Source organism: Aquirhabdus sp., from assembly GCF_046462495.1.
In the GTDB taxonomy this organism is placed as follows: Bacteria; Pseudomonadota; Gammaproteobacteria; order Pseudomonadales; family Moraxellaceae; genus Aquirhabdus.
The window spans coordinates 669300-694610 of the sequence record NZ_JBKGVE010000004.1; the positions used below are offsets into that span (position 1 = coordinate 669300).

The window sequence follows — 25311 nt, forward strand, 5'->3', positions numbered from 1 at the left end:
TGCTTAATTAAGTAGTTATCCTGAATGAATTGTTAGGATTGGGCGTTGTTCGTGTTTTAAATCAGTTAATTTGCGTAAGGATTGTCAGAACTCAGATCAACTTGGCCATGACATGCAACACATCACTGCCCACGCTTCGTGGGCTTTTTTATGGGAGCTTTTTAAGTGAACACAACGGTAAAAGCGCCCTATCTCGTTGAACAGGTCGTGGCATTGGGTCGTCCATCGGATTACAGCCTTGAGACCTGTGAGGCGATCTGCGCGCGTCTGATCGAAGGCGAGTCATTGCGCGCGATCTGCCGCCGAGACGATATGCCAGCGCTATCCACCGTGATGAATTGGCTGCGTCAGCATCAAGCCTTTGCGGAACTCTACGCCCGCGCGCGTGAGTTGCAGGCCGATGCGATGTTTGAGGAGCTCTTGGATATCGCCGATGACGGCACGAATGACTATGGCGTGAATGAGGACGGGGAGAGCAATGGCAAACTCGACCGTGATCACATTACCCGTTCGCGGCTGCGCATTGATACCCGCAAATGGATACTCGCACGTATGAATCCCAAGAAATATGGCGATGCCGTCAGCATGCGTCATTCTGGCGATGCCCAAAATCCGGTGGGCTTACTGGTGACCCAGCTGCAAGGCTCATCCATTCCCGTGGTTGCTGAGGCACTGTCTGATGACGATTGAGATTCCGCGCAGAGTAGACGGCGGCGTGGACTTTGACTATCGGCCGCAGAATCTACAGGAGATGCAGATTTGTTTGCAGGATGCGCTGTGGCGGGTGTGTTCTGGTGCGCTGTATCAGATCATGGTCAAGGGCGATGGGGATGAAGATGCGCTGATCCAAGCCTTCCGCCCCAATCGGACCCAGCAGCGCCTGATCAAGCGCTTGTGGTATCGCAACCTGATCTTAAAGGCCCGCCAGCTCGGCTTTACCACGCTGATCTGCATTCTATGGCTGGATCATGCCTTGTTTAACGCCAATGTGCGCTGCGGCATCATCGCGCAGGATCGCGAGGCGGTGGAGAAGATCTTCCGCGATAAGATCAAATTTGCTTATGACCATCTGCCAGAGATGCTGCGCACCGCCTTGCCTTTGGCACGGAATAACGCCACCGAACTGCTGTTTGCCCATAACAACAGCTCGATCAAAGTCGCGACTTCGATGCGCTCCGGCACGATCCATCGCCTACTGGTGTCAGAGTTTGGCAAGATTTGTCATATGTCGCCGATCAAGGCACACGAGGTGGTCACAGGCTCGCTGCCTGCAGTGCCGAAAAACGGTATTGTGGTGATTGAGTCCACCGCTGAAGGGCAGGATGGCGAGTTTTATCATCTGACAATCGCTGCCAAAAAAATCCATGAACTAGGGCGCAAGACCGCGCAAAAGGAGTATCGCTTGCATTTCGCGCCGTGGTTTGATGAGCCCAACTATCGGGTTAATCCTGATTTCGTGGTGATCAGCGCGCGCGATCAACAGTACTTCGAAAATCTTGAAGCGACTCATGGCATTACACTCGATGCCAGTCAGCGCGCATGGTATGTTTCCGAGCGTGACGTGACCTTTAGCGGTAATCCGCAAAAGATGTGGCAGGAGTATCCGTCTTTTGTTGATGAGGCTTTTCAGGTCAGCCGTGAGGGCTGTTATTACGCCGAGCAGATGACAATGGTGCGTAAACAAGGGCGCATCACTACGGTCAAGTACACGCAGGGCGTACCCGTGAATACCTTCTGGGATATCGGCAATAGTGACGGTACAGGCATCTGGCTGCATCAGCGCGTGGGCTTGCAGGATCGTTTTATTGGCTATCTGGAAGGCTGGGGCGAACCCTATGCCTATTTTGTAAAAGCATTACAAACAACGGGTTATCTGTGGGGTAAGCACTATCTGCCACATGATGCCGGGCATGAGCGTCAGGGCGCGGTAGCGAATGTCAGCCCGCTAAAAATGCTTAGTGATCTGGGGCTAACGCATCTGGTGGTGGTCAATCGGGTGCTGGATTTGCAGCAGGGCATCCAGATCACGCGCGATTGTCTGGTGGGTGATGTCTGGTTTGATGCAGAAGGTTGTAAGGAGGGTATTGCTCATCTGGACGGCTATACCAAGTCATGGAGCAAGCATCGCGGTACGTGGTCGGATGAACCGCTCAAAAACATCCACACTGAGGGTGCGGATAGCTTCCGTCAGTTCCCGCAGGCACTGGCGCAGGGGCTGATGAATGTCAAAATGAAGCCAAAATCGGTGAAACGCGGTCGTTCGGGCGGCTGGATGAGCTAATCATCGGCGAACAGTTGGATATTGGCATGCCGTATGCAGTACACTTTGAGAGTCGATGTGGTCAGTACACTTTTGACGTGTACTGATGGTGAAGGTGTAGGGAGGCATGGCAATGCGCACAATTTTTTTACTGGTTTTAGCGTTGACAGGTTCAACGCTTGCACTCGCAGAGTCCGCGGGTCTCTATTCGCACATGCATACCGTGTTTGATGCATTGCCGCACGAAAAAATCCTTAAAACTGAAATCAGCCGCTGCGAAGAGCAGGCGGAAAACATGGGCGAAGATCAGGCGCGTGTTGAAAAGTCGTGTAAGCCTGCTTTTGAAAAGTCTTTTGCCGAGATGGTGCGTCTGAACAACAAGCGCATCACGCCGAATGATTCATGGAGCTTATGCTTAAATGAGTCTAAAGATGGCGACAGCTATGACTACACTGTGGCGGTTAAGTGCATGCGCGTGGTCAATGAGTTGTGTCCGGTTGATCAGGACTTTAACTACATTGATGCCAAAAAATGCTTTACCACCATGAACAATCATTTCTGGGTCAACGATCCGAAGATAGATGAGCCGATACAGCCTTGAAGCTTACTAAAGTTTCCACTTATAACTAAGCCGCGCTTGTCCTTCGACCACAACACCATTCTTGTATATAGGTTTAAACTTACAGAGATCTAGTGCTGCGATTGAAGCATCATCCAGTTCGCGATATCCACTGGATTTGACGACTTTGGACTCGATGATTTTACTATCCACCCCAAACCGAACCCAGACAACTGTTGTGCCTTCGAGGTGCTTTTCATAGGCAACATCCGGTGTTCGCGGGAATGTACACATTTCGCTAAAAAGTGTCGGCGGAACTTCAACTGGATTGGGCTGAGGCGAGGTCACTGCATAATTCAAAACTGAGTCCTGACTCTGTTGATCGGCTGCCCAAGTCAAGGTGGCCATTGAAGTGAGGGTTAGTGCAAGGATGAGCTTCATAATGGACTGTTTGGTGAGTTGGATCGGCTTAGTTTAGACTGCGTTGGAAGGAAAAACCATTGGCACGACCTTTGCTAAAAAGCAGGTGCCATGTATTCAACAAGGACGCTCTCCGTGATCGCTAAAATCATTCAATTGCTTGCCCTGTGTATCGGGTTCTTTATTACGGTCTCCCTGATCCTTTACTGCTCATCTGACTTGCGACGCGGGGTCGAATTTGGCTCGGGTTTTGTGCTGATGGTTGGGCTATTGACCTTGGTGTTGTCGCCGTTGTTTTGGATGTATGTGGAGGGGCGGGGGGAGTGATATTTTGTGAATCACGGATACCAAATATCAAGAGAAGTTAACGATAGTGAAAATAAATCAAAAGCAGATTGATGCTGTATTGGCATTACCTTCAACAAAGCGTTATGAGCATTTTATTAAGGTTGTCGCAGATGGGCAGGAAGTCTGGGGACTTTATTGTGACGGATGGGCGTTATCGGTCACAGAAGCTGGGGGTAAGGTATTTCCAATGTGGCCTGCTCAGGAATACGCCTCTTTATGCGCAGAAAAAACTTGGTCTGGTTATATGCCAAAGTCGTTTTCTATTGATGATTTGATGAGTGATTTGTTGCTTCGGTTAAAGAAAGATGGAGTGGCGCTTGGTATTTTTTATACTCCATTAGATCAGGGGGTCATGCCATCAATTGAACAGTTTGTAAGTGACCTGAATACAGAACTTGAAAAATATGCGTGACTTATTCGCTAAAGTCAGCAATGCACAACGATAACCTCCCCTTTTTCTTAAACTCCAAAACCTGCCTCAGCAGGTTTTTTTTACGCCCAAACAAATTTTAAATTCAAGATAGTGCATTTATGTCTATGCAAGTGGATGTATCGTCAGTCAAACCTACGAGGTTCAAATCATGAGAACAAATTCAAATCTGTCAAGATCACTCCAGTCAGAACTGACACTGGATGATCTAAAGGCGTTGATGGGAGATCGATCCACCGTTCAAGGGGATAACGGAGGTTATGGGCGGAGAGAGAATATGTTGAATCACGATGCCTATGTAGCTCATAATCTATTCAACAATAATGATCCAAGTGGATTGCGTTTGCTCGGTTTGGACGGTGTAGCGAATAAGAAAAGTTCAGTGTACCCGATCGATACTCAAACGATTCGTGTCCCTGCATTACCACATTCACCTGATCCAGAGAGCTTATTGGCAGCAACTTATCAAAGAGGTCTTACCCTCTCTGGAATCGGGGCGATGGGGCTGGGGATTGGCGGAAATGTTGGGGCGGGTATTGCAAACGATGATCAGGGCAATTATTCGCTCTACGGTTCATATGGCGGTGGCTTAGCGACGGGAACACCAGCTCTTGAGGCTGGTGTTCAAGCGGCTGTTTCTAATGGTCGAACAGTACGTGATTTATCTGGGAAGTCGTATAACGTCAGTGTAGGAGGCGGGTTGGGTCCTCATGCAACCTTAGATGGTTTTACTGGGAAAACAGATGATAATAGAACCGTAATTGGTGGAGGGGTATCGGTTGGACCAGGATTTGGAGGGGGATCTGTGACAGGGAAATCAAATACTTATGTTAGCCCTTCTATCAATATTCGAGATATTATTGATTACTTTAAAAGGAAATAGTCTGTGAAAAAAACAAAATTGTTCATTTTCTCATTTGTGTTTCTGGCTATTGGTCTGTTCTTTCTTGATAAAGATACGAGTTTATTTGAGAAACATTCTATAGACGGACCTAAGACACCGACTGCAACGAGCTCTATTCGGTTGAATCAGCATGGTTCATATTTTTATGTGACCGAAAAGCAAAATGATGAAATGATCCGTTATCGTATTATTAGCCTAACGTGTATGTTTCTGGCGATGGGTGGCTTGTATTTGTATAAAAAAGAAAAATAGGATACTTAAATATAATCAGCAATTTGTTAGGTTTTAATGTACACCCATGACGAACATCAATTCAATCTAGGCGACACGCTACTCGACCTTCCAAAACCCTGCCTCCGCAGGGTTTTTTTACGCCTCCACAAAAGTTCTAAACACTATCCGATAGCGAACGAGAGCCCCCAATGAACCCAGCCCAATCATTCGATCATCCCGACAGCGATCTGGATGTGGAAAAAGACGATGACGCCTCAACGTCCAGACCCAAGCAAAAAACCGATGACGAGATACTGGCGGAGATTCGGGACTTCCTGACCGAAGCACAAAACTACTGGAATCCGATTTACGCCAAAGGCCGCGAGGACAAAGAGTTTGTCACCATCGACGGCGCCCAGTGGGATGCGGTCGCCAAAAAAGAACGTGACGAAGACAACCTGCCAAGCCTTGAGATCAACCTAGCGCGCACCTACTGCCGCCAGCAGATCAATACCCAACGACAAAACCGCCCGCAAATCCAGCCAGTGCCAGTGGATTCCTACGCCGATATCGAAACCGCCAAAACCCTCAAAGGCTTGGTCAAAGATACCGAAGTGGTGAGCGATGCCGAGTCAGCGTATGACGCGGCAGCGGAAAATGCCGTATATGGCGGCATGGGTTTTATCCGTGTGATTACCGACTACGTGAGTGAGGACAGCTTTGAGCAAGAGCCACGCATCGTCGCAGTGCATAACACTGAATCGGTTTACATCGACCCGATGTCCAAGGCGCTGGATGGCAGTGACAACTCCCGCGCATTGGTAAAAAGCTGGGTCGATAAAGAGCAATTGATCAAAGAGCATGGCGATGATGCCGTGCGTGACTTTGATAGCGATCTCTCCGATATGGCGTCTTGGTACAACATCAGCGATAAGAAAGTGCTGGTGGCGGAGTACTTCACGCTTGATCAGGAAGAAAAGGAACTGTGCTTGCTCGGTGATGGCTCGACCAAATGGAAGAGCGATGTGATTGCTGGTGAGCAGGTAATCAAGACCCGCAAGTCGGCCAAAAAGGTCATCAACTGGTACAAGGTTTCGGGCAATAAAGTACTGGATCGCACCATTTTTGTCGGTCAACTGATTCCGGTGGTGCCCGTGTATGGGGAGGTGACATGGATCGGTGAAGACCGCCATGTGTTTAGTCTGGTGCACTTTGCCAAAGATCCTGCGCGCTTGTTTAACTACTGGAAATCCACCGAAGCCCATCAACTGTCCGAGATGAGCGATGCGCCGTATGTGGCGGCAGTTGAGCAGATCGCAGGCTATGAGGAGGAGTGGAAGAACCCTAAAGGACTGCGCGTACTGCACTACAACTATCGCGATGACCAGACTGGACAACAACTGCCATCACCGCAACGGGTGGGTTTTCCCGGCTCACCGTCTGGTGTGCTGAATGCCGCGATGGGCGCGCAGCAGTCGATAGTCGATGTGCTAAACATGCACGCTCCAGCGATGGGTTCTGCGCAAAGTGATCAGTCGGGGATTGCCATTGGCAAGCTGCAAAACCAGCAGGAAACTTCGAACTTTCACTTTCCCGATAACCTCAATAAATCAATTGCCCAAGTCGGACGCATTCTGATTCCGCAGTATCAGGCGTTCTATACCGAGCAGCATATCAAGCGCATTATTGGCGATGACGGCAAGCCGCAAACCGTGACTTTAAATCAACCGATGATGCCCGGGCAGCCGCTGCAAAAAGGCCAGACCGTAAGTAAAAATGGTTGGCTCAATGATCTCACTGTGGGTCGTTATGATGTGCGGATGCAGACCGGCGCTAACTACAACACCCAGCGCCAAGAGACGGCAAGCTTGCTGCAACAGCTCGTGCGTGCTGATCCTTCCTTAATGCAAAAGGCGGGTGATCTGATCCTGCGTTCGCTGGATGGGGTGGGTATCGCTGAGATTGCTGATCGTGTCGAGCGTTCGATTCCCCCACAACTCAAAAATGATCCCAATGCACCCGGAGCCAATGGACAACCGCCACTGCCACCTGAGGTGCAGCAGCATCTTCAGCAGGCGGATACCACTGTCCAGCAGCTCCAGCAACAGTTGCAGCAATTACAAGCAGCAGTTGCGGATAAGCAGGCCGAGCGGAATCATAAGGCGCAATTGGCGGAAATGGATGCGCAGGTCAAGCTGGCAATTGCGCAGATGAACAATGAGTCGAAAGAGAATTTAAACGAGCTGACCAATGCGGTGAAGCTGATGTTGCAGCATATGCAAGTGCCCGCGCCATTGGCTGCCGAGGTCAATCAAGATCTGATGCAGTCTGATCTTGGCGGGCAAGAACAAGCGGATGTCATCAATCCGTGATGTGAGCATGAGTTCTTATTAAACATGTTTGTTGTCTAGCCACAAAGCAACATCAACGCTTTAAACACGAGGAAAAATTATGGAACCTAATTCCAACCAATCCTTTGCATCCGATGACGGTGAAGATCAACGATCTGACTACGAAAAACGAGTATCGAGATTCTATGATGTGCTGAACGCGGCACAAAGAGCAGGCGATCCTCATCCAGAAATCATCGCTGCTCAGTGGGCACTAGAATCGGGTTGGGGGAGCAGCCCATCTGGCAAAAATAACCTCTTTGGCATTAAAGCGAGAGGAAATGAAGCTGGAACTGTTCGAAATACCCATGAGTACGTGAATGGGCGGAGTACGGCTATGCCTGATAAGTTCAGGGATTACGACAGTATCGATGCGAGCATGGCTGATCGAGTTAAATTTACTCGAGAAAATGGGCGATACGCGAGGGCAGGATACTTCCAATCTGGTGTGTCGTCCGCAGATATTGCAAACGCATTGCAAAAAGCATCGTATGGAACCGATGCTATTTATGCAAAGAAACTCACAGGGATTCTAAAAGGGGTGGGCATCAATCCACAGGCTGCTTTTGATCGTAGCAGTAATCCCTACGATCCAGTGTCAGGTTACCAGCCTAACCCACGGACTGCTCCTGATACTTCAGGACTATCTGGCGCGCAAAGAGAAGCCATTGAGTGGATGAGAATGCAGCGACAAGGGATTAATCCAGAGGATCCCGATGATGTCAGTCGTTACTTTGGTCAGCGCACTCGATAGTGCGTTTGATCGGGGTTTAGATCAAAAATAACGGTCATACTCATCTTGAGTGGAACGTTTCTTTTTGTTGACCTTGATGTTCAGCATTTCTTTTCTATCTCTATCAACGATTGAATAGGAGTGCCAACTATTTGCACGAGCCATATCATATTCAAGGGGAAGGAAGTAATGATTGTTTCTCATGAGAGAGGGTTCATAATTGAAGGAAACGTCATATTTAAACACCGTGTAAAAGATCGGATAGGTGTCGTTGTTACACAGATCTAATGCATCTAATTTCAGGTCATATTTTTTCAAGACTTTGAGTGTGGGGTGTGACCAGTTCTTCAGATCCACAGGGTGGCAGTCTTTTGCGATCTCGGTGAAAAGTCGAGTTTCGCTTAAAAGCTTGGGTTCTGCCCGTGCATTTACAGCGATCAGTGACAGAAAGAGGAGTGTGAACAATCTTTTCATGACCTGTTTTTCCATGACGTGCTTCCTTGATATTGACGATCTTCTTAACCATGGAGTGGATGAGCCCATTCCAGTAGGCGCTGTCTTTCTTAGTTTCACCAACTATGACATTGTTTAAAATAAATATTGGTCAGCGCACTCGATAGTGCGTTTGATCGGGGGGTAGGTCAATAATAAGCGTCATACTCTTCTGCAATGGAAGGCGGTTTTTTATTGACCTTGATGTTCAGCATTTGTTTGTTTTCTCTGTCAACTACGGAATACGAGTACCAACTATTGGCGATAGTCATGTCACGTTCAAACGGCTTATAAAAAGAATTGGTTGCCCCTACACCAGGATCATATTTTAAAACTGTGTAAAAGATCGGATAGGTGTCGTTATTACACAGATCTAGGGCATCTAATTTTAGATGATATTTTTTTAGAATCTTGAGTGTGGGGTGTGACCAGTTCTTCAGATCGACGGGATGACAGTCTTTTGCGATCTCGGTGAAAAGCCGAGTTTCACTTAAAAGTTTTGGTTCTGCCTGTGCATTTACGGCGATCAGTGACAGCAATAGGAGAGTGAACAATCTTTTCATGACCTGTTTTTCCATGACATATTTCCTTGATATTGACGATCTTCTTAACCATTGGGTAAATAGTTCCATCCCAGTTGGTGCTGTCTTTCTTAGTTTCTCCAACTATAACATTGTTTAAAATAAATACATGTATCTTAGTGATTAATATTGTTTATAAACATCAGCCTAACCCTTTAACAAAGCCCGCTAACCCAGCGGGTTTTTTTACGCCAGAACAGGGACAAGCTCCTATGCCACCGCATCTACCACAACAGGGGATACCGCAAGGAACATCTCTAAACATGTCATACCCTTTCGCGCTCGATGACGGTCAGATCGAGAATCCCGCGCACCCCATGGCTGCCGTAACACCCGCATCACCCACCGCACCTGACGGTATTCAGGGCTAAAAGGAAACCGATATGGATACAACCGAAAACGCAGGCTTAGATCAAGCCCTCGACTCTCCGATTGACGTCAGCGGTGAGATTGGAGAGGCGCCTGAACTTGAGGCCTTACATGCTGAGTCTTTGGATGCAGACGATGACGAGCTTGAGGAGGAACAGCCGAAACCAGTCAAACCGCCTGCCATCGAACGGCGCATTGCTGAACTGACGCGCATGCGTTATGAGTCGGATCGCCGTGCCGAGGAGGCGGAGCGTGTGGCTCAAGCGTTACGCCAACGCTATGAGGAGCCAGTGCAGCAAAGCCCGCAGGATGGTCGTCCGATGATCGAGTGGTTCGATACGCTGACCGACTATGAGCATGCGCTGGAGGAGTATGCGACCCGGCAAGTGTATCAGAAGGTCTCCCATCAGTTTGAGCAGCAGCGTTATGCGGTTGCACAGGCTGAAGTAGGGCAGCGTTTTGTTCAGGCGGAATCACGCTTCAGCAAGGAAAATCCGGACTACCAGCATGTGGTGAATAACCTTAGCGTGCTGGTGGGTGATGATGGATTGCCTGCTCATCTTCGCGATGTGATTTTACAAAGCGACGTTGCGCCCGCGCTCTTGTATGAGCTGGGTCAGGACTTGGATGAATTTAGTGACTTCTTGGAGATGCCACCGCTTGAGCAACTCATGCGTTTAGGTGAAATCCGTGCCGCCGTCAAACAGGGCAGTCGCCGCCAGCATACCCCGCAGGCCGCGCACCTGCCCAAACCTATCAGCCCCGTGTCCAGCAATGCCTCTGCTAAGCGCGATCCTTACAAGATGAGTGATCGCGATTTTCTGGCGGCGAAGGGGCTGCGCTAGGGATTTAAACCGCTTTTTTAAACTGACTTTCACATTGATCTTAATCGAGGATTCAACACATGGCATTGCCTACTTCAAATAACACCCTGATTACCCATGACATCATCGCTAAAGATGCGGCAGTGATGTTTCTAGAGGAATCCACCTTCGTCAAATCCATCAACCGCGACCGCGAACAAGAGTTCGGCAAAGACCGCGGCGGTTATACCGCGGGTGAATCGGTACGCATCAAGATTCCACCGACACCGGTCGTCACCGATGGTGATGTCTGGTCACCCACCGATGCCGCCAAAAATGCGGTGGAAGAAACCATCCTGCTAAAAGTGGATACCCCAAAGCATGTGGGTCTTAAGTTTGGTTCGGTCGAACAGGCGCTCAAGTTTGGTCAATACAACGCCAAAGGCGGCTACAAAGAGCGCATCTTAAAACCGGCGGTCAAAGCGCTGGTGTCGGTGGTGGAAGCGGACATGTTGCAACGTGCGATCACGCTGACCAATAACTTTGTCGCCAACACTGGACCGCTGACTACGCTGTCGCCGTATGACTACGCACGCGCAGCTCTACAGCGCAACCTGTGTCCAGATGACAACCGTAAAGCGCTGATCACCAGCAATATGAACGTCGGTCTGGTATCGGCATCGCGTCAATTGTTTAATTCGCAAAAAGACCTTGCCAAGCAATACACCGAAGGTTGGATTGGTCGCTATGCCGGCTTTGATTTTCATGAGCATCAATCACTGTATCGCTCGACCAATGGTACGCAGGTTGCGGGTGTCACCGTATCGGGTGCCTCGCAAACGGGCGGTACATTGGCAATTGGCGGCGTGACCAATGGCACGATTTTTAAAGCGGGCATGATCTTCACCTTAACCGGCGTGAACATGCTCCATCCGTTGACCAAGCAGGATACGGGCGTGCAGATGCAGTTTGTGGTCTTGGCGGATGCGACGATGGGCGGTACGACGGGTGCATTGTCGATCTATCCAAAAATCACCCCACAAGGTCAGGCCAATGCCAACGTGACGGCATCTCCTGCGTCTGGTACCGGTCTGACCTTCGTGGGTGCAGCTAACCAGACCATCGAGCAAGGTCTGGCCTATCAGGGCGATGCCTATGCGGCTGCCTTTGTACCGCAGAAGTTACTGGCGGGCTGTGTCGGGAGCACCTTTGATGCGGGCACCTTTGCTATCCGTTGTATGACCTTTGGCGACGGGGTGAATAACTTTGAAGGCACGCGTCTGGATGTGTTGTATGGCTTTACTGGCGTACGCAATAACTGGGGCGTGCGTACTGGTGTGGGCTTGTAAGGACGGACTGACGTTTCCCTTGTGAAAAACGACAAAGCCATCTTCGGGTGGCTTTGTCATCTCTGGTCTACCGATCACCCTTTAGCCCAAGGATTTTAGACATGCTCGAATACCCCAAGGCCCTTTATCAGTCGCCTGATGACTATCGCATTGTGGCTGATAAAAGTGCAGAGAACAAAGCCCGCAAAGCGGGATTTAAAGATTTTGCTGATTTACAGCCAGTTGAAGCAACGGCCCTTACTGATCCGACTCCCTTCAATTCTGACTTAGGCAGCCCATCATGAAACCTGTTTTGACCTTGCTTCGGGAGGCAGCACGCAAGGCAAACCTCATCGCATCTGGTGAAAACCTGAACGCAAGTCAAGAGCAGGAGTCACTAGAGGCATTGAATACCTTGCTGGATGGCTGGGCGCTGACGATCCGTTCGGGCTTTTTACCGCAGAACGTCAAGGTGCTGGATACCCTGTATCTGCCCGACGGTTACGCCTCTGCCATTATGTATAACCTGGCTGTGCAAATCTGCCTCGACAATGCACTGGAGCCTGCAACGGAACTCCAAGCGCTTGCAGTCAATAGCTTATCAGCAGTGCGGCGTGACAGTACCAGTCCAATGAAAACCCAAGGCGATGTGACTTTGCGCCGGATGAGTCGTCATCTGCGAGGGCGCTACTATGGCTAATCTACCGGTAGTCGGGCCGGCCTATCAGTCATCGTCTCTCGTGATTGATTGTCAAAATACCATTAACTGGTATCCGCAAGCGATTGAGGTGCCGAATGGCACACGGGTTTCCGCCCTGATCCCGACCCCGGGATTGGTGCGGTCATTTCTCGGAGATGAGGCGCCAGTCCGCGCTCTGCGCGTGCTGTCCAATGGTGCGCTGCTGGCCGTAATCGGCAAGAAGCTCTATCACAGTCCTGCTGGGCGATTAAATCTGACTCAGATTCCGGGCACCATCATGGGTCTGGGTCTGGTCTCGATTGCCGATAACGGCACGGTCGCCATGATCGTTAATGGTTCAACCAATCAGGTTCTGGATTTACAGACGCTGGTGTTAACTACCCTGCAAGGCTCCAACATTCCGCGTTCATCTTTCGTACTGTTTTTGGATGGCCGTTTTGTTCTGAACAAAGAGAAATCGGATCGCTTTGTCTGGACTGATTTGTATTCGACCAATATCGATGGGGCTTCCTATGCCACAGCCGAAGCCAGCCCCGATCCAATGGTGGCGATGGTCGAGTTTCAGCGCGAAATCTGGATGTTTGGTACACAAACTACAGAACGCTATTACTCTAATCAGGATATTAATCTGCCTTTTGCCCGGATGCCTGGCGGCGTGCTGGAAATCGGCTGCGCGGCAGCGAATTCGGTAGTGCGTTTTGGATCAGGTGTGGTCTGGCTTGCGGTCACCGAGTTCGGTTCTGGGCAGATCATGATGGGCAGCGGAGGCATGCCTGAACGCATTAGCAACCATGCGATTGAAGCGGAAATCAGTAGCTATCCGACACTAAAAGATGCCGTGGCCTATGCCTATCAGCAAAATGGTCATTCTTTTTATGTCATCAGTTTTCCGTCGGGGAATACTACCTTTGTCTTTGATGCGACCACACAGCTTTGGCACCAACGTTCCTGGACGAATCGTCAGGGGCAGCATGATCGCCATCGGGCGCATGTTCATGCTTTTTTCAACGAGACGCATTATGTCGGTGACTACAGCAACGGCAAGATCTATGCCCTAGATCCCAAGACTTATAGTGATGATGGCAATGTCATCACCCGCGAGCGCACCTGTCCGGTGGTCGAAACGGGTGGGACGATGAGCCGCTATAGTCGCTTAGAGATTGTCTGTGAAACAGGTAATCCCAAGCAAAAAAAAAATCCTGATCAGCCCATTTTAAAGGGCTACACCAGTCAGATGTATCCGGTGATGGTGGTGGAGGAGTGTGCAGCCAGTGCAGTGATTTCGAGTATTCATTTACTGATTTCACCAGACAACGTTGAATATTTAGATACAAGTGCGGCGATTAACGATATTCAACTACTCAGGCTGGTTTCTTATAGCACTTATGAAATGGGTCTGGAATTTATCGATACAGGCGCATCCATCACCGATATTCAGCTTCCAACTCTGGTCAGTTACCGTGCTTATGATGCAGGAGCTGAGTTTGTCGATACCAGTGTATTGGTGACTTCCATTGCAATTCAAACACAACTAATTCAAACGTCGATGGATACAGAGTATCTCGATACCGCATCATCTATTACAGGGATCAATTTATCATGAAGCTAAATGTTGGAATGTCAGGTCATTTTAAAATGGTTGCGGTTGATGAGCTGGGCAATGAGCGCTTTCTGGCAGAGTTTGAAAATCTTATTTTAGATTCTGGGCTTAATGCGATGCCTATACAACAATATGGGCGTGATTGCCGTGTTGGCAGTGGGAGTTCGACTCCGATCTCTTCACAAACAACCTTGGATAATAAAATTGCTTCCACGAATACGATTCAATCGGATAACTATGGGGCACAAGCAACAGCGCCGTATTATGGGTGGCGTAGAAAAACGTATCGATTTGGCCAAGGAATTGCAGCAGGGAATCTGTCTGAAGTTGGTGTAGGTTGGGATAATACAGGAAATATTAGTACGGCCACAGCATTGTTTTCTCGATCTTTGATAAAAGATAATAATGGCAATCCGATTACTATTACCGTTTTAGCAAACGAATTCCTTGATGTCACTTATGAGTTACGTCTTTATCCCTCTTTAAATGATATTGTATCAACAATAAATGTGAATGGTATCAGTACGATTTGCACAACGCGGTCTGCAGTTGTTACAAATGTACTATGGGGTGCTCTTCTCATCAATCAAGGTTTTGCCCAACCATATGGAGCTTTCAGCTCATCTTGTTATCCATCGTCTTCTAGTCTTGGAGCGATAACGGCACAACCTACAGGATCTCAAGGAGGTACTACCTCATTTGCAACATGGGGAGTCTATTCAAATGGGACTTACAGTTTGGTTTTGACAATACCGAGTAGTCTAAACGATGCAAATGTGCCAGGGGGAATCGGTTGCATTGCTACTTATACTTACTTAGGTGCATATCAAACCAGTTTTAATCCGCCTTTACCCAAAGACAATACCAAATCACTGACCATCACGATGACATTTTCCTGGTCCCGTCGCAATGCTCCCTAACCAAACTCTCTTGACCACGTCCATCACGGGTGAGTTTATTGCGCCCGACAGCACCCCGTTCCGCTATACCACCGACACTGAGCTTGGAGGTATCGCCTTAAACAACAGCAGTCAGGGACTCGAAGTCCAAACGTGGACGGCGACCATTACCCGTACAGGCATTGCGGTCAGTGCGCCGAACACCCCTGCGATTGAACTGATTACCGGTCAGCGCATCACCGAAGTAGCATTGGCATTTGATCAGAACATGCGTCCGCATATCGCCTATGTGCAGAACAATGTCCCGAAACTCTACTGGTATAACACCGCAATCGGTGCGCAAGTCACCACCGTTTTCTTAGGCATCACCAATCCCAGACTTTGCCTTGATGACAAACGTCCATCCCAGTCCAGTGCCTCCGATGTACTGATGTTCTATCTTAAAGATCGCTCCCTGTTCTTCCGAGCGCAGCGCGATCGCTTTGGGGTGGAATACCCACTGGGCCCAGTCGAAGGCAATGTATTAAGACGGGTCGGGATGAACAACAAACTGCGCATCCAGATCGAAATTGAACGTAAACCTGCCGATGAACTTTAAATTCCAAAATCAAAGCCCACCCCTTTGGTGGGCTTTTTTATGGGTCTCAGTTTTTATGGGTTTAAGTAAGGAGAAGCATGATGCAAACTGATGAAGCCCAACTCATGGTCAGTTGGTCCGATGACTATGGGCACACCTGGTCAAACAACCGCTTACTGCCACTCGGCAATGTTGGCGAATATCGTAAACGTGTGGAAACCCGCCGCATGGGTGCGGCACGTGATCGGGTGTTTCGCGTGCGCTGCACCGATCCGGTCAACATCGTCATTATCGAGGCGCGGCTATCATGAGCAGTGGTATTCCCGCCTATGACCCGATTGCGCTGGAGAGTGGGCGCTGTAGTGCCAAGTGGTTGCTTTACTTCGATGGTCTTTCTAATCAATCGAGCGACAGCACCAAAGCCGCATTAGCCACCGCCCAGCAAGCGCTCTCGACCGCCGCCACGGCCCAAAATGCCGCTAATCTGGCCAACACCACCAACAACAGCCAAACCAGCCGTATCAACACCCTGCGGGATGATGTCGATGGACTTAAAACCAGCAAAGCCACTCAATCTGATTTGACCAGCAGCATTAGTCGCATCAGCGCTCTTGAAACCAGTAGCAACACAACCCAGTCAGCGCTGACCAGTCTTACCACAAAAGTCAATAAAATCAGCGACAGTTCAGCCGACATTGCTGCAATCAAAAATACCCAAGCCACCACGCAAAACTGGCTGGGCACCCTACAAAACACCAGTGTCAATCACACCACGCGCCTCACCACTTTAGAAGCGCATGACAGCAACCACGAGTCACGCATCGCCGCAATTGAAAGTTTTGACAGTACCGCCAGCACACGATTAACCGATTTAGAGACGTTTAAAACGGCAACCACACCACGCCTAGCCGCGCTTGAAGCCCGCCGTCTGGCACCGATTATGAAAACGGTCGATGTCAATCTGGGTGCAACCGCGGCCAAAAACTTTAGCACCTCGTTTTTGGATGCCGACGTCAAAACCACGTCGCAGCTCATGATCGTAGCGAATAAACCCTTTGTTACCTTGGCGACCGAAGCCGTCATTGCCCATGCCGTGTGCACCACAGATGGCACCGTCAATATCCAAGTGCATAGCCTGATCAACGCCATCTCAGGCACGTTTACCTTTACCTACCTCATCAGTCCTTAAACACATCACATCAAGATCATCACATCGGAGCACAATCATGGGTGGATTCTTAGGCAGCCTGACCGGTGCCAATCAAGCCAATGCCGCCGCACAAGCCGCCAAAGCACAGGCCGACGCGGCACGCCAAGCCGCAGAACAACAAGCCGCGGCCTACAACCAATCCGCAGGGATTCAATCGGGTGCCGCCACCCAAGCCGCCAAGGGTTTGCAAGATGCCTATGGCACAGGCACAGCGGCACAGGTGAATGGCTATAACAATGCCAACGACACCTTGAATCAAGGCTACCAATCCGCCTTGGGATTCCTGCAGCCGTACAACAATCTGGGTAATCAGGCTACCGGTCAACTCTCCCAAGGCCTAAGCGACGGCAGCCTGACCCGATCCTTTGGCGCCACTGATTTTAACGCCGATCCTGGCTATCAGTTTCGTCTTGAACAAGGCATGAATGGCATTCAGCAAAGCGCAGCCGCAGGCGGTGGTCTCATGTCGGGCGCCACCCTAAAAGCCCTGCAAAACAACAACAGTAACCTTGCCAGTCAAGAGTACCAAAATGCCTATAACCGCTATAGCAGCGACCAAGCCAATCGCTTTAATCGACTGGCAGGCCTTGCGCAAAACGGTCAAAGTCTCGCCCAAGGTATGGGCAATATGGCTTATCAAAATGCCACCAACATCGGCAATAACCAGATCGGTATCGGCAATGCTTACTACACCGGACAGCTCGGTGCAGCCAACGCCAACTCCCAAGGCATCTTAGGTGCAGCCAATGCCCAGTCAGAGGGAATTTTAGGTGCGGCGGGCGCACGTTCGACTGGACTCAACGACGCTGCCCAAGCCATCGCCAATGGCACCATCGGTTCAGCTAACGCACGCGGGCAGGGCGCTGGCAACATGATGAATCTCGCCGGTCAAATGGCTGCTGCTTATTTTACGGGTGGCACCTCACTTGCTGCGGGCGGCGGTAAGTCCTTCGGCTCTCCAGCATTACCGTCCACAACCAGCAACAATCTCCCCAACATCCAATCCAATGGGCTAAATCTCATCAACCCCGATCTTTATGGGCAATCAAATATGCCCAAGCCATTGCCAGCTAATTTCTTCTCGACGAACTCGACGAAATAGACAGTCTCTTCCATTACCCCAGCAAAGGACCACACCTATGGCGATCAATACTTCAGGTTTACTGGATGTCAAAGTCCCCCAAATCGACCTTGCCCAATCCATTTCTGATGGCATGGCGCTGGGCAATAAAATCAAAACGGCACGCCAATCCTCAGCACTCAACATGCTGATGGCTAATCCCGATGCTTACGACCCCAAGACCGGTCAATTCAATATGGACAACGCCGCACCCCTTGCGCAGCAATCGGGTTTTGCCAGCACGATTTTACCGTACATCGAACAGAAGAATTTGCTTGCTCATCAAGCCACTCTGGAGGATCAACAATCTCAGGAAAGTCTACGTGCTGCGCAACTGAAAAATGCCACCATCGGCTCAAGTAACCTCTCCCGACAACTAGCAGGCTATTCAAACGATGTCTCACCCATGACCCTGATGCAGGGGCTGGATGGCGGCGCCAAAGCAGGACTCTGGCCGCAAACCCTTGCGGACTCGGTCAAAGCACAAATGCCAGCCAATCTTAAAAACATGCCTGATTATGTGCAGAGTTTTCGGGTGCGCAGTGCCGATCCCGACCAAGTGTATGAAAACTCCATGCCGAAGTTTCAGAGTCAGCGAATTGATGGCGGCGCGCAGTTGGGTTCTTACAATCGCCTGACTGACCGTTACACCCCATTGGCAACCGTGCAGGATATCCCTGAGCAAACTGTCCAGCCAAACCATCCTATCTATGCTGGCGCAGTCGTTGCACCCAGCACAGTCGCTGCATTTGCCAAAGACAATGGCATGACCCTTGAGCAGGCATATGCTCTTATCACTCAATCTGGCGCGAGGTTTAAATAATGGGATCCAATACATGGCAACCGAAACAGGGTCAACCTAGAGAGTTGACGATTGATCATCTCAACGCCTTGCTTACGGGTCAGCACAATACCGAAGAAGCGAGTTATTCTGCAGGAAATGCACTCAATAGAAAGCTATTAACTCAGCAGATTAACGGCTCAGATCGATGGCAACATAATCCGTATCCAGCAAATAGTCCATATCCAAAGATGCAAACAATGAGCGACCCAGAGCTGGGCGATGTTACTGGTGGGGATATGCAGGTGACAGTTTGGCAGCCAGCAGGGTGGGGTGGTTCCTCCTTTGGTCATGCCAGTTCATCCGTCAACGGCACATCCTATAGCTATGGTCATGATAGTAAAATGCATATCCAGCCTGTAGCAGATTATAATCGCTCCAATGAATTTAGAAGTGGCATGGGGCTTAACATTCCACTATCGCCTATACAGGACTCAATCGTTTCTCAATATTTAAAGTCTTATGATAAGACTGCAGGTCCTTATAATCCCTTATTAAATAACTGTACAACCCCCATTCAAAAAGCTTTAGGATTGGTGGGTATTAACGTTAATACTGTGTTTCCTGTTTCGTTAGGGAATGCATTACTGGATAAAAATGTCGTTAACGGCACCATTGATCATCCAAAAATAAAACCTTCAAAAGGGAGTAGCGCACCATGGGCAAGATGACGAGTATATGTCTCTTGATTTCGTTGTTTTTAACGGGATGTAGTCGTTCGGAAGGCACGGTTGTTCTTGGTAAAGATACGCCTTTAGTGAAGCGACACGATGCGCTGACAGAACGTGATATTAAAGAGAATCAGATCGCCATATTACCTTCGGGTATGCGACTTGATGTCGAGGAAGAAAGCTATAACAAGGATAGTATGGTTTATAAAGTTAAAACCGCGGATGGCAAAGAGGGCTGGATATTTTTTGACGGCTATATGGAGTTTACTGATAGTCATTCATAGATAACGAGCAGTAAGGTCATCACTATAATGCTTAAAGCCTACCCACGCGGTAGGCTTTTTTATTGCCCTCATTAATCAATCAGGCGCGAGGTTTAAATAATGGGATCAAATACATGGCAACCGAAACAAGATCAACCCTTCGAACTGACTGTTGATCATCTCAACGCTTTGCTTCCTGATCAGCAGCCTTATCTCGGCGGTGCTGTGTATCCTCGAGGATTGACCTATGAGGATGAAGCACGCCCAGATACCACATATGCACAGCCGCTGAGAAAGCGTATGTACTTGAGTCCAACGTCCTCTAGACCTACGTATCTCCTATCAGCATTATCTACAGGAAATCAGGTTATCCATGCCGTTGCTGATACAGCTGGTAAGATTTGGAATCTACCGAATACGTTAATTGCCCCCGACCTTGGCCTTGGAAATAACCCATGCATAAATTGATTGTTCTGATTTTGGTGGCCATGCTTGCCGGATGTGAGCGGGGTATTGATCGACTGTTTTATAATCACTCAGTGCGTACGATAGTCATTTCTGTGGCTAACCAAAACCTCACATTAAAACCGAGTGAAACAAAGAGAATTCCTTGGAGCGGTCAACCTTCAGATTGGGAGTTTAAAGTATGTCTAAACCAATCATCCTATCACTACCAAATGCCGCTTTTTGAGTTTGATGATCGTACTAGATATAGGACCCAAGTAGGGATCACTCGCCCTTATGAAGTTCGGTTGCAAATTGAATCCAATGGCAAGGTAAACATCTTGCCACAAGGTCATGATTTCCCACAGCCGCAGAACTTAAATCAACCGAATGGCTATCCTTTACAGCCTCAAACCTCAGGTCATTGTTAATCCTGATCAGATGCACACCAATTAGCCTACCCTCGCGGTAGGCTTTTTTATATGTCCTTAAAACGCGTTAAATTTACCCATCTACCCAAACCGTACTACAATCAAGCCTAAAGCCCTCTTCAGAATCGGTTATATTATAAGGTAGTGATTAAATTGGATATTCAAATGGAATACGTGATTGGGGTGCTGGTTGTACTCGTGATTGTCAGTCTGGTCTTCGCTTTCATGGCCGAAACCTCAGTACGCCGCAACCAAGCAAAAGCACAAAAAAACGCTCAGGATCAGCTTCTTGCCAGTACCCAGCGCATTCGCGACGATTTGACCAAACTGCGTGTCACCGTCCCTGATCCGCTCAAAGTCACCACCGACAGCGACGTGTCCAAAGCCATCCGCCAGTCATTGCTCAAAATCCGCAAAGTCTTGGTCGCCCAAGTCGCCGCAGACTTAAAGACCGCGCAGGCATTGGTAGGGGCACAGTATGCGATTGACTCCGTGACCTTCGTTAACCATGTGCTGAGTGAGCTTGGCCCGAACTATGATTACCTACCGTCTGCGATTCGCAATCACCTAGAGCGCTATCTGGTGCAGGACTTAAGTTTAAGTCAGGCCAGTGACCTGCTTACCCGTCTGGATGCTGCGCTGCTAGGATCAACCGATCGCGTAGCCAACACCGCACTGCATCAATTGAAAGCACAGGTTGAGCAGACCATTGTCGACGCGACCAGTCTAGATAGCGATACCGTGTCGCAAGAAGAATTGATCAACGCCAAAGCCGCTTTTGTACAGGCCCGTTTGTCATCGCAATCCCTGTCTGAGCTGGGTCTTGTTTTGCTGGATATCCGTGATAGTACCGATTTTGATGCATGGTATGCCGAGCATAAAGATGATTTTGACACGCGCGATCTGGATGAGCGCTACCTATCAGAAGAGATTACCGTGCTGTTTAAAGAACAAGTGCTGGCTGGCAAGCCTGCGCAACTGGCGATGCTGATCCGCATCTTTAAAGACCATGACCCCGAAGTACTCAGTCTCATTCGCGATCAGGTCATCGATCATATCCGCTCTTTTGCCGTGGGTAACGACCTCACTCAACTACGCGGATTGCTCACCGTTTGGATTGAGATCGGACATACGCGTTTGGCTACCATCTTCGAGGCTGCTCAGTTTGAGGCCTTGAAGCGTCTGGAATCCTATACGTGGGATTTAATACTGAAGTCTTAAGGTTGATCAAATTTCGTATGCAATAAAAAGCCCCTTTTTAGGGGCTTTTTATTTCTCTCTAATTTCGAATATTTCTTAAGTGTTTTAAGCGAATTAGCAGGCGTCGATTCTAGCTCACTATCAAAATTTATGTATTAAAAATGAGGAATGAATGATGGCATTACGAGCAATGCCTATGCCGGTTTTGGATCCAGTTTAAATAATCCAGCAATGCAAAATGTAGCCGGTCACCACCCCCACCCATGTATAACGCCATCTATATATTTGCAAATGAGCTATTGATTACGATCAGCTCTGATGTCAAAAACAAGCTCCTCTTTTGGGGCTTTTTTATTGCTCCCTTAAATCCACAAAATTTTATATTTTACAAATGGTCAGAAAAACTGACAATAGCCCATTGATTCAGCTAGTATTGAGCGAAGGTCGGTATAGTAATATTAAGGAAAGTGAAAACGGTGAATGATGCATTTGTCACGATCAAGCTTGAAGGCGTCGAGAATACGTGTGTGCGGTTGTTCCCCGACACCGGAGTTTTCACCCTGATTGAGCAAGAGTATTTGATTTTCTTGAGCAATGGCAGTGCCGATATGAAATGGGTTGATGGTCGCAATGAACTGATTGCCTTATATGCCTATAACCAGCAACTCAATCTTTTTTTTAGGCATCAGTCTTATGTCTTAAATCCTTATCATTCCAGTGCAATCTTGCATCGTCGGTTATATAGAAAGTCGATTTTCATCCTCAAACAATTTGATCAGGAAGTCTTAAGAATCGTCTATAGACCGTCTCTTGTGCAATTAGATGTTCTGGAAAGTATTACCAATCTACTGCGGCCTACAGATAAAGACAGCGTTGCCAACAAAGTGCAGTGGAAGGTGAGTCGTTTTATGGAAACTGATTTAGTGAAACGCCTCACACTTGATATGGAATACTCCGCGATAGAGCGAGAAAAAGAGACTCTGATCTGGAAAGCCACCTTAGCGATATGGCCAAAAATCTCATTTATTCCCATATTGATCCTCACGATTATATTGTGGCTGCCATTTATAATATTATTCTTCTTTTTTGCAGACAGATTTTTGTCGCTTGTAGCCATGCTGATTGAATAGATTCTTTAGATCTTAAAACAAGTTGCATGAGACCAAGAGTTCAATAGCCTATCCCAACACGTCTGACTTCGATGACGCATTGACACCTGCTGCAAAATCTATTTTAACGACCAAAGCAATCACCTCTATCAATGCGCTCTAGCATTGGTCTCATTTAACACGTCTGAATCTTGATGATCATCTTATGCGCTCTGACCGTTGTTTGATCAGTTCAAGCAGTGCGGTAAGCGTAAAACCTAAAGCATTCATTGTGTCCTAACCACACCGTCATCATATCCATCAGAGGAAATTCTCGTTATGAACAAGGATCAACAAAACAGTAATGGCTATAGCATATTGTTTGGTAACAAAACTCAGCAATTGAACAACGAGTTATCGAGGATTCATGCTCAGCCCCTTAGCCCTCAGGAAGCAGTGAATAGTAGCCTATCGAATCTTATAGCTCACCCGCCAACGCCAATGACGCCTGAGCAGTTACGGATTAATCAAAATTCATTTTTACAAAACCTTGGTGAAGGAGCATGGAAATCCGGAAAGGATACATTGGCAGGTTCTCTCCAGTTGCTTGATCCCGCCGCGAATTATCTTGAGAAAAAAATCCCCGTTTTACAAACTATGGCACATGCTTTAAGCATGCATACTGCGACTGAAGCCAGCAAGAATAGACGAGCCGCAATTGATCAAGCCAAGATTAATGACGCCTCCTTAATGAAAACGGCAGGTGGACAGGTCGGTAATGTCGGTGGGCAAATGGTACAGATGTATGGTGGTGTTGGTGCTCTTTCCAAAATTCCTAAAGCGACTCAATGGATCAGTCGGCTGAACGGCGTAAGAGGAGGGGGATATGCTGCAGCCGGCTTGGGTGGTGCTGCGCTGGGCGCATTACAACCCGTCGCAACGGGTGCGAACCGGATGGAAGAAACGTTTAAGGGAGCTATGGGAGGTCTGACAGGAAAAGTCTATGCCGATAAATTTTTTATCCCTGCATTCAAAGCGATGGAGTCACCTATCAAAACCATGGTATCACCGATGATGCGTCAATTTTCAGATTCAGAAGCGATGCAATGGTTTAAAAATCGTGCGAAAACATTGGTAGATAACGCACTACAGGAAAGAAATATTAATATCGATGATCTCCCGCCAGCAATCTATGAACTGCTGCAAAGGAAAGCCGCTCAAATTCCAATTCGTGCAGGGAACGATACCTCAGCAATGGTAACCGGCGTGGGGATGAATAAATTATTTGCTGATCCGAGAGTCAGTAAATTAATGGTTAATCTCGGCATTAGTCCAGACCCACAAAAACAAGTCCCTTCTCATCAGGACGCTCAAGAAGATATATCCGATGACCCTAATCAACAATTGCCAATGACACCTGAGCACTATCAGGAGTTTCTACGCTGGTTGAAGCTAGGCAGAGTGCCTATTGATCGCCATGAAGCTCCCTAAAATGACATCCGATCTAGCTTTGTTGATGAGTAAGCTATCAAACGCATCACAAGAGGATTAGAACGATGCCTGAGATTTTTTAAGCGAGTGCAACATCTTAAAAATTAAGCTATCTTCGCTTCATGGCATATGGGGCGGGGGAGTAATGAAAAAATATGGCGAAAGTTACTGGCTTTACTGGGTAAACATCCTGTAGAAGGGACATTTGAGTATTTTCCATTTCTGGAGTTACCCGAGCGATTTGATGCGGCATTGAATTGTATTCGAACTCGAAACCAAAGGACTTATGATGAAAAGCTTGCGCCGATCTTCGCAGATGATATCCCATGGAATTTTGAACCGATTCAACACGTATTTAGCGTAGAGTCGATACAGTTCAGGGACGCGGGTATACCGCTTTTGAATGATGCGGATATGGGCGTATACAATGAAATAAAGGATGTAGTGAGTGACTTATCTGTACGTTCAATCGTCACTTCTACAGATCTACATGATTTAGTGAGGTTTTTAGGATTTGATGATTTAAGGCGTGATACGGATGTCACACTTATACAGACTCGTACTCGTTTACGAGATTTCGTTATTAAAACCATCGCAACACGTTTCCCTGACTATAAAAAAACCTTGCAGACCCATCAGGAGGGTGTTCATTTTGACTGCGAGATTCGACGGGTTTTTTCAGTAGCAGATGATCGATATGAAGAGATGGTGCGTAGAGTGCAGTCGCTGAGGGATAGTAGCGTGGAATATAACTATGCTAGAAGTCTAGCCGATAATTTAAAAATGCTTAGTGGACTTGATTTAAGGCGTCGTATGGTGATTAAGCAATGATAAAGTCTTTGCTATGCGTAGCTAATTTTAATTAACTCCTCCGAAAACCGTCCATCAATCAAATATGAAACACTTTCATATATCAACCAAACCAAAGCCCCTCTAACGGGGCTTT

The 25311-nt window shown here is 48.2% G+C and carries 31 protein-coding genes; 28 read left to right on the forward strand and 3 right to left on the reverse strand.

Annotation, left to right across the window (positions count from 1 at the left end; translation table 11 throughout):
- Positions 1–165 precede the first annotated feature (165 nt).
- The 3 genes from ACLHG7_RS06510 to ACLHG7_RS06520 all read left to right on the forward strand — a co-directional run bounded on the left by ACLHG7_RS06510 (position 166) and on the right by ACLHG7_RS06520 (position 2861).
- The gene (locus ACLHG7_RS06510) at positions 166–690 is read left to right on the forward strand and encodes a hypothetical protein (RefSeq protein ID WP_410210222.1); all 525 of its coding nucleotides are present in this window, start codon (positions 166–168) and stop codon (positions 688–690) included.
- A complete protein-coding gene (locus ACLHG7_RS06515) occupies positions 662–2281 on the forward strand; it encodes a terminase (RefSeq protein ID WP_410210223.1) in 1620 nt (539 codons plus the stop codon). The genes ACLHG7_RS06510 and ACLHG7_RS06515 overlap by 29 nt, the downstream gene beginning before the upstream one ends.
- Before the next feature lie 112 nt (positions 2282–2393).
- Positions 2394–2861: a hypothetical protein gene (locus ACLHG7_RS06520; RefSeq protein ID WP_410210224.1), complete on the forward strand. Its 468-nt coding sequence runs from the start codon at positions 2394–2396 to the stop codon at positions 2859–2861.
- A gap of 6 nt (positions 2862–2867) precedes the next feature.
- On the opposite strand, the gene ACLHG7_RS06525 is transcribed toward ACLHG7_RS06520, so the two are convergent.
- Entirely contained in the window at positions 2868–3260 is a 393-nt protein-coding gene (locus tag ACLHG7_RS06525; protein ID WP_410210225.1) for an energy transducer TonB, read from the reverse strand.
- 114 nt (positions 3261–3374) lie between these two features.
- On the opposite strand from ACLHG7_RS06525, the gene ACLHG7_RS06530 reads away from it, so the two are divergent.
- From ACLHG7_RS06530 to ACLHG7_RS06555, 6 genes are all read left to right on the forward strand, one after another.
- On the forward strand, positions 3375–3566 hold the full coding sequence (locus tag ACLHG7_RS06530) for a hypothetical protein (protein WP_410210226.1): 192 nt from the start codon (positions 3375–3377) through the stop codon (positions 3564–3566).
- A gap of 46 nt (positions 3567–3612) precedes the next feature.
- A complete protein-coding gene (locus ACLHG7_RS06535; protein WP_410210227.1) occupies positions 3613–3999 on the forward strand; it encodes a DUF2750 domain-containing protein in 387 nt (128 codons plus the stop codon).
- A gap of 169 nt (positions 4000–4168) precedes the next feature.
- Complete coding sequence (locus ACLHG7_RS06540) at positions 4169–4900, forward strand: hypothetical protein (RefSeq protein ID WP_410210228.1); 732 nt, start codon at positions 4169–4171, stop codon at positions 4898–4900.
- A 3-nt stretch (positions 4901–4903) separates the two neighbouring features.
- Positions 4904–5173, forward strand: a complete 270-nt coding sequence (locus ACLHG7_RS06545; RefSeq protein WP_410210229.1) for a hypothetical protein — start codon at positions 4904–4906, stop codon at positions 5171–5173.
- 170 nt (positions 5174–5343) lie between these two features.
- On the forward strand, positions 5344–7506 hold the full coding sequence (locus tag ACLHG7_RS06550; RefSeq protein ID WP_410210230.1) for a portal protein: 2163 nt from the start codon (positions 5344–5346) through the stop codon (positions 7504–7506).
- 79 nt (positions 7507–7585) lie between these two features.
- Positions 7586–8278 (forward strand): glycoside hydrolase family 73 protein, encoded by a 693-nt coding sequence (locus ACLHG7_RS06555; RefSeq protein ID WP_410210231.1) that lies wholly within the window; start codon positions 7586–7588, stop codon positions 8276–8278.
- A 21-nt stretch (positions 8279–8299) separates the two neighbouring features.
- Here the strand turns inward: ACLHG7_RS06555 and ACLHG7_RS06560 are convergent, their stop codons facing one another.
- Positions 8300–8746, reverse strand: a complete 447-nt coding sequence (locus ACLHG7_RS06560) for a hypothetical protein (protein ID WP_410210232.1) — start codon at positions 8744–8746, stop codon at positions 8300–8302.
- Between the two features lie 152 nt (positions 8747–8898).
- Positions 8899–9327 (reverse strand): hypothetical protein, encoded by a 429-nt coding sequence (locus ACLHG7_RS06565; RefSeq protein ID WP_410210233.1) that lies wholly within the window; start codon positions 9325–9327, stop codon positions 8899–8901.
- A gap of 386 nt (positions 9328–9713) precedes the next feature.
- On the opposite strand from ACLHG7_RS06565, the gene ACLHG7_RS06570 reads away from it, so the two are divergent.
- From ACLHG7_RS06570 to ACLHG7_RS06660, 19 genes are all read left to right on the forward strand, one after another.
- A complete protein-coding gene (locus ACLHG7_RS06570) occupies positions 9714–10544 on the forward strand; it encodes a hypothetical protein (RefSeq protein WP_410210234.1) in 831 nt (276 codons plus the stop codon).
- A 59-nt stretch (positions 10545–10603) separates the two neighbouring features.
- A complete protein-coding gene (locus ACLHG7_RS06575; RefSeq protein WP_410210235.1) occupies positions 10604–11851 on the forward strand; it encodes a P22 phage major capsid protein family protein in 1248 nt (415 codons plus the stop codon).
- Between the two features lie 101 nt (positions 11852–11952).
- The gene (locus ACLHG7_RS06580) at positions 11953–12135 is read left to right on the forward strand and encodes a hypothetical protein (protein ID WP_410210236.1); all 183 of its coding nucleotides are present in this window, start codon (positions 11953–11955) and stop codon (positions 12133–12135) included.
- The gene (locus ACLHG7_RS06585) at positions 12132–12530 is read left to right on the forward strand and encodes a hypothetical protein (protein WP_410210237.1); all 399 of its coding nucleotides are present in this window, start codon (positions 12132–12134) and stop codon (positions 12528–12530) included. The genes ACLHG7_RS06580 and ACLHG7_RS06585 overlap by 4 nt, the downstream gene beginning before the upstream one ends.
- Complete coding sequence (locus ACLHG7_RS06590; RefSeq protein WP_410210238.1) at positions 12523–14133, forward strand: hypothetical protein; 1611 nt, start codon at positions 12523–12525, stop codon at positions 14131–14133. The genes ACLHG7_RS06585 and ACLHG7_RS06590 overlap by 8 nt, the downstream gene beginning before the upstream one ends.
- Positions 14130–15050, forward strand: a complete 921-nt coding sequence (locus tag ACLHG7_RS06595; RefSeq protein ID WP_410210239.1) for a hypothetical protein — start codon at positions 14130–14132, stop codon at positions 15048–15050. Before ACLHG7_RS06590 ends, ACLHG7_RS06595 begins: the two co-directional genes overlap by 4 nt.
- Positions 15040–15627, forward strand: a complete 588-nt coding sequence (locus ACLHG7_RS06600; protein WP_410210240.1) for a hypothetical protein — start codon at positions 15040–15042, stop codon at positions 15625–15627. The genes ACLHG7_RS06595 and ACLHG7_RS06600 overlap by 11 nt, the downstream gene beginning before the upstream one ends.
- Before the next feature lie 80 nt (positions 15628–15707).
- A complete protein-coding gene (locus ACLHG7_RS06605; protein ID WP_114899964.1) occupies positions 15708–15917 on the forward strand; it encodes a hypothetical protein in 210 nt (69 codons plus the stop codon).
- Complete coding sequence (locus tag ACLHG7_RS06610) at positions 15914–16795, forward strand: hypothetical protein (RefSeq protein WP_410210241.1); 882 nt, start codon at positions 15914–15916, stop codon at positions 16793–16795. The genes ACLHG7_RS06605 and ACLHG7_RS06610 overlap by 4 nt, the downstream gene beginning before the upstream one ends.
- 37 nt (positions 16796–16832) lie before the next feature.
- On the forward strand, positions 16833–17918 hold the full coding sequence (locus tag ACLHG7_RS06615; RefSeq protein WP_410210242.1) for a hypothetical protein: 1086 nt from the start codon (positions 16833–16835) through the stop codon (positions 17916–17918).
- Between the two features lie 37 nt (positions 17919–17955).
- Positions 17956–18759: a hypothetical protein gene (locus ACLHG7_RS06620; RefSeq protein ID WP_410210243.1), complete on the forward strand. Its 804-nt coding sequence runs from the start codon at positions 17956–17958 to the stop codon at positions 18757–18759.
- Entirely contained in the window at positions 18759–19448 is a 690-nt protein-coding gene (locus ACLHG7_RS06625) for a hypothetical protein (protein WP_410210244.1), read from the forward strand. Before ACLHG7_RS06620 ends, ACLHG7_RS06625 begins: the two co-directional genes overlap by 1 nt.
- Positions 19449–19462: 14 nt before the next feature.
- Positions 19463–19732 (forward strand): hypothetical protein, encoded by a 270-nt coding sequence (locus ACLHG7_RS06630; RefSeq protein WP_410210245.1) that lies wholly within the window; start codon positions 19463–19465, stop codon positions 19730–19732.
- 99 nt (positions 19733–19831) lie between these two features.
- The gene (locus tag ACLHG7_RS06635; protein ID WP_410210246.1) at positions 19832–20179 is read left to right on the forward strand and encodes a hypothetical protein; all 348 of its coding nucleotides are present in this window, start codon (positions 19832–19834) and stop codon (positions 20177–20179) included.
- Positions 20167–20586 carry a hypothetical protein gene (locus ACLHG7_RS06640; protein WP_410210247.1) on the forward strand — a complete coding sequence of 140 codons (420 nt, stop codon included), beginning with the start codon at positions 20167–20169 and terminating at the stop codon, positions 20584–20586. The genes ACLHG7_RS06635 and ACLHG7_RS06640 overlap by 13 nt, the downstream gene beginning before the upstream one ends.
- A gap of 165 nt (positions 20587–20751) precedes the next feature.
- The gene (locus ACLHG7_RS06645; protein ID WP_410210248.1) at positions 20752–21807 is read left to right on the forward strand and encodes a hypothetical protein; all 1056 of its coding nucleotides are present in this window, start codon (positions 20752–20754) and stop codon (positions 21805–21807) included.
- A gap of 455 nt (positions 21808–22262) precedes the next feature.
- On the forward strand, positions 22263–22916 hold the full coding sequence (locus tag ACLHG7_RS06650; protein WP_410210249.1) for a hypothetical protein: 654 nt from the start codon (positions 22263–22265) through the stop codon (positions 22914–22916).
- Positions 22917–23213: 297 nt separating this feature from the next.
- Positions 23214–24365, forward strand: a complete 1152-nt coding sequence (locus ACLHG7_RS06655) for a hypothetical protein (RefSeq protein WP_410210250.1) — start codon at positions 23214–23216, stop codon at positions 24363–24365.
- 129 nt (positions 24366–24494) lie between these two features.
- A complete protein-coding gene (locus ACLHG7_RS06660; RefSeq protein ID WP_410210251.1) occupies positions 24495–25196 on the forward strand; it encodes a hypothetical protein in 702 nt (233 codons plus the stop codon).
- The last annotated feature ends 115 nt before the right edge of the window (positions 25197–25311 follow it).